We start from the raw sequence: 3,582 nt of genomic DNA, 5'->3' as shown, positions 1-3,582 counted from the left end.
TCCCTGCCCCGCCCCGCGGTGCAGCGGAACACCTCCCGCAACGCGACCCTCTCCCCGGCTGCGGACTTCGGCGAGGTGGACCTGGCCCTGAGCTACCGCGCACCCCTGGACCTGCACGGCCTGTTCGTGTGGTTCGCGGTGCACGCCGTCGAGGGGGTGGAGGCCGGGACGGCCACCTCGTACTCCCGGACCCTGCGCCTGCCCGGCGGACCCGCCTGGCTGCGGGTGTACCGGCAGGGCGAGGACGAGCTGAGGCTTCGGGCGCGACTCACGGACCTCGCGGACCTGCCCGCCCTGATCGCCCGGGTCCGGAGGCTCCTGGACCTGGATGCCGACCCCCTGGCCGTGGACGAGGCGCTCTCCCGCGTGCCCGCCCTGCACCCGCTCGTCGAGGCCCGGCCGGGTGTGCGCGTCGTCGGCTCCGTGGACCCGGAGGAGACACTGTTCCGCACCCTGATCGGTCAGCAGATTTCCCTGGCCGCCGCGCGCACGATGCTCGGCGCCCGCACGCGGGAGATGGGTGAGCCCGCCCCGGACTTCGCCCCGGGGCTGAGCCGCATGTTCCCCACGGCGGCGGCGATCGCGGAGCACGGCGAGCGCTTCCTGCGCGGTCCCGCGGCCAGGGTGCGCGCGGTGCTCGGGGCCGCACGCGCAGTCGCCTCCGGGGAGCTCAGTCTGTCCTTCAGTGACGACGCCGCCCAGCAGCGTGCCGCCCTGCTCGCGCTTCCCGGGGTGGGGCCGTGGACCGCGGACCACGTGCGCATGCGGGTCACCGGGGACCCGGACGTGTTCCTGGTGGACGACGGCGCCATGCGGGCCGGTGCCCAGCGGATCGGCCTGCCCGGGGACAAGAAGGCGCTGACCGCGTGGGCGCAGGACGCCGCCCCGTGGCGCAGCTACGCCACCACCCACCTGTGGGGTCCGCTGACACCACCCGCCACCTTCGACGAGAGCGAGCAGCCATGACCCACACCGTGGAGACCATCGACACCCCGGACGGCCCCTTCACGGCCGTGGCCGGGCCGGACGGGGCGGTGATCGCCTCGGGCTGGACGACGTCCCCCGATGAGGCGCTGGCCCGGGTGCGGGAGCAGTGGCGTCCGCAGGACGTGCGCGCCGGGACCGTGGCCGCGATGGACGCGGTGCGGTCGTACTACGCGGGGGAGCTCGACCCGGTCATGGCCGTGCCCGTGGAGCTGCACGGCACGGACGGGCAGCTCGCAGGGTGGGAGCAGCTGCGGCGCATCCGGCCCGGTGACCCGCAGACGTACACGGAGTTCGCGGAGGTCTTGGGCACCCCGCGGGCGGTGCGGGCGGCGGCCTCGGTGTGTGCGCGCAATCCCGTGGCGCTGTTCGTGCCGTGCCACCGGGTGCTGCGCGCGGACGGCTCGATGGGTGGCTTCGCGTGGGGTGAGGACGTGAAGCGGAGCCTGCTGGAGCGGGAGGCGGCGGGGCGGGCGCGCTGATCGTCGCGATCCCAGCGCGGGCAGGTGTACCGAGATGTGCGGGACCACCGTAAGGGCGCGATCACGCGAGCAGCCGTGCTGGATCCGCTCGGAGATGGAGGGTCCATTCCACTGCTTGCACCCACCGCTGTACCCAGGTCACCTCACGGGCGGCGTGACAGACTGTGCGGGTGGAACGGGTGAGTGCGGCGCAGAGCATGACGTGCAGCGTCGTCATCCCCGTGCGCAACGACGCCGCGTACCTCGAACGCTGTCTGCGCGCCCTGCGGGAGCAGACCCGCGTGCCGGACGAGATCGTGGTGGTGGACAACGCGTCCTCCGACCACCTGGCAGAGGTGCTGGCGCGGCACCCCGAGGTGCGGTGCGTGCGTGAGCCGGAGCCCGGCGTCGCCCATGCGGCCGCAACCGGATACGACGCCGCGCACGGTGACCTGATCCTGCGCTGCGACGCGGACAGCCTGCCCTCTCCCGGGTGGGTGGAGCGGCACGCGAACACGCTGGCAGGCGCAATCGTCCAGCCGCACGGCAAGGATGTGGTGGCGGTCTCCGGGATCGCGCACTTCGGCCCGCGGTTCCCCGCGGCCGGACGGGTCCTGGGCGCCGCCTACATCACGGCCTACCGGCTGGTGGCAGGGACCGCCCTGGGGCACTGGGCGCTGTGGGGTTCCAACATGGCGTTCACGCGGTCCTGGTGGCGGCGGGTGTCCTCCACGGTGCACCGCGACGCGCACGTGCACGACGACTTCGACCTCAGCTTCCGCGTGCGGCCCCACGAGCGGGTGGTCCTGGACCCGGGCAGTGCCGCCGTGGTCTCGTGGCGGGCGGTGGTCTCGCCGCCGCGGATCCGCAGGCAGTTGCGCATGGCCGCCGCCACGCTGCGCGCCAACTGGCGCACCGAGCGGCCGTGGATGCGGATCCGCACTCGTCTGCCCCGCCGGGGTGCCCGCCCGTGACGCACCATTCCGCAGCACGGATCACCTCCCCGGAGGGCCCCCGGGACGACGACGCCGCACGGTCGCCCGGGCGCGCCCGTCCCTCGGAGGTGCCGGCCCACCGGGGCTCGAACTCGGGCTGCGAGCAGGACGGGGCGACAGCGGCGTCGTCGTCCTCGGCGCCGGATGCAGGCGTGCCGGCCGAGACCGTGCAGAACCCCGCGCGGCGCACGGGGTGGTGGCGCCGAGCGGGTGCGGTGGCGGCGTCGGCCACGTGCTTCACGGCGATCGTGGTGGCCCTGGTCTACGCCCTGGACGCCCGCTGGGTGGACACCGCCGTGCTCATGCTGGCCGGGCTGGGGCAGGTGATCGCGTTCCTGTGGTTCCGCGCGCCATGGCCGCGGGCGGTGTGCTCCCTGATCCTGCTCACGGCGGCGGTGAGCGCGGCGCAGCAGCTCTACAACCGGATCTGGTGGTGGGACATCCTGATCCACTTCCTCGCGGTCCACGCACTGGTGTGGATGCTCTGGAACCGGGTGCTGCGAGGCAGCGCGCAGCTGCGGGACCGGATGCGGGACGCGCGCCGGGAACCGTACCTGCTGTGCGCGCTGGCCGGGCTGTCGCTCGCCACGGTGTGGGAGATCATGGAGCTGCTGGGGTTCCTGTTCGTGACCCCGGAGATCCACATCCCGCCGCTGGACACCCTCCTCGACGTGATCGTGGGGGTGCTGGGCGCCGCCATGGTGGGGCGGCACCGGGAGCCTCGGTGAACGCGGGTGGGGCAGGGCAGCGTGAAGGAACCCTCAGGGGAGCCTGTCAGCTGCCCGGCCCGCCGGTCGTGGCGCGCCACGGCCGGCGACCCGTGCGGTTACTTGCGAAGGCCTCGCAGAGCGCCGGTGGACCACAGCGCCGCGGCGATGAGGACGGGCTGGAAGAACAGGCGTACGAAGCGCTTGGTGTCGGTGTCCAGTCCGAAGCCGTCCCGGTGGTGGATCCACTGGGCCAGGTTCCCGGGGAACACCGCGGCGAAGAAGCCGGCGGCGACCAGCCCGACCGTGCGGCGTCGTGACCGGGCGGCGATCAGGGAAGCACCCAGCGCAATCTCCACCACACCGGACGCGAGAACGGTGGTGTCCATGTCCAGGGGCACGAAGTCCGGGACCTGGGCCTGGAACTCGTCGCGG

The 3,582-nt window shown here is 73.7% G+C and carries 5 protein-coding genes; 4 read left to right on the top strand and 1 reads right to left on the bottom strand.

Going from position 1 to position 3,582, the window contains the following annotated elements:
• The 4 genes from QL985_RS11885 to QL985_RS11870 form a co-directional block, all read left to right on the top strand.
• On the top strand, positions 1 to 966 hold a 966-nt coding region (locus QL985_RS11885; protein WP_290147964.1), incomplete at its 5' end, for an AlkA N-terminal domain-containing protein.
• Positions 963 to 1,466, top strand: a complete 504-nt coding sequence (locus QL985_RS11880; RefSeq protein WP_019310291.1) for a methylated-DNA--[protein]-cysteine S-methyltransferase — start codon at positions 963 to 965, stop codon at positions 1,464 to 1,466. The genes QL985_RS11885 and QL985_RS11880, both read left to right, overlap by 4 nt.
• 170 nt (positions 1,467 to 1,636) lie before the next feature.
• Positions 1,637 to 2,419 (top strand): glycosyltransferase family 2 protein, encoded by a 783-nt coding sequence (locus QL985_RS11875; RefSeq protein WP_237708737.1) that lies wholly within the window; start codon positions 1,637 to 1,639, stop codon positions 2,417 to 2,419.
• Positions 2,416 to 3,168 carry a hypothetical protein gene (locus QL985_RS11870; RefSeq protein WP_237708738.1) on the top strand — a complete coding sequence of 251 codons (753 nt, stop codon included), beginning with the start codon at positions 2,416 to 2,418 and terminating at the stop codon, positions 3,166 to 3,168. The genes QL985_RS11875 and QL985_RS11870 overlap by 4 nt, the downstream gene beginning before the upstream one ends.
• Positions 3,169 to 3,266: 98 nt before the next feature.
• Here the strand turns inward: QL985_RS11870 and QL985_RS11865 are convergent.
• Positions 3,267 to 3,582 (bottom strand): hypothetical protein (locus QL985_RS11865; protein WP_290147962.1); only part of this gene is annotated, 316 nt, incomplete at its 5' end.

This window comes from Kocuria sp. APC 4018 (assembly GCF_030407675.1).
Lineage (GTDB): Bacteria > Actinomycetota > Actinomycetes > Actinomycetales > Micrococcaceae > Kocuria > Kocuria rhizophila.
The sequence above is the reverse complement of the archived record's forward strand: the minus strand, read 5'-3'. Positions and strand labels throughout refer to the sequence as shown.

Excerpts from the sequence above, each read along its gene's own strand:
- QL985_RS11880 (WP_019310291.1), top strand. The coding sequence starts at position 963 with ATGACCCACACCGTGGAGACCATCGACACCCCGGACGGCCCCTTCACG.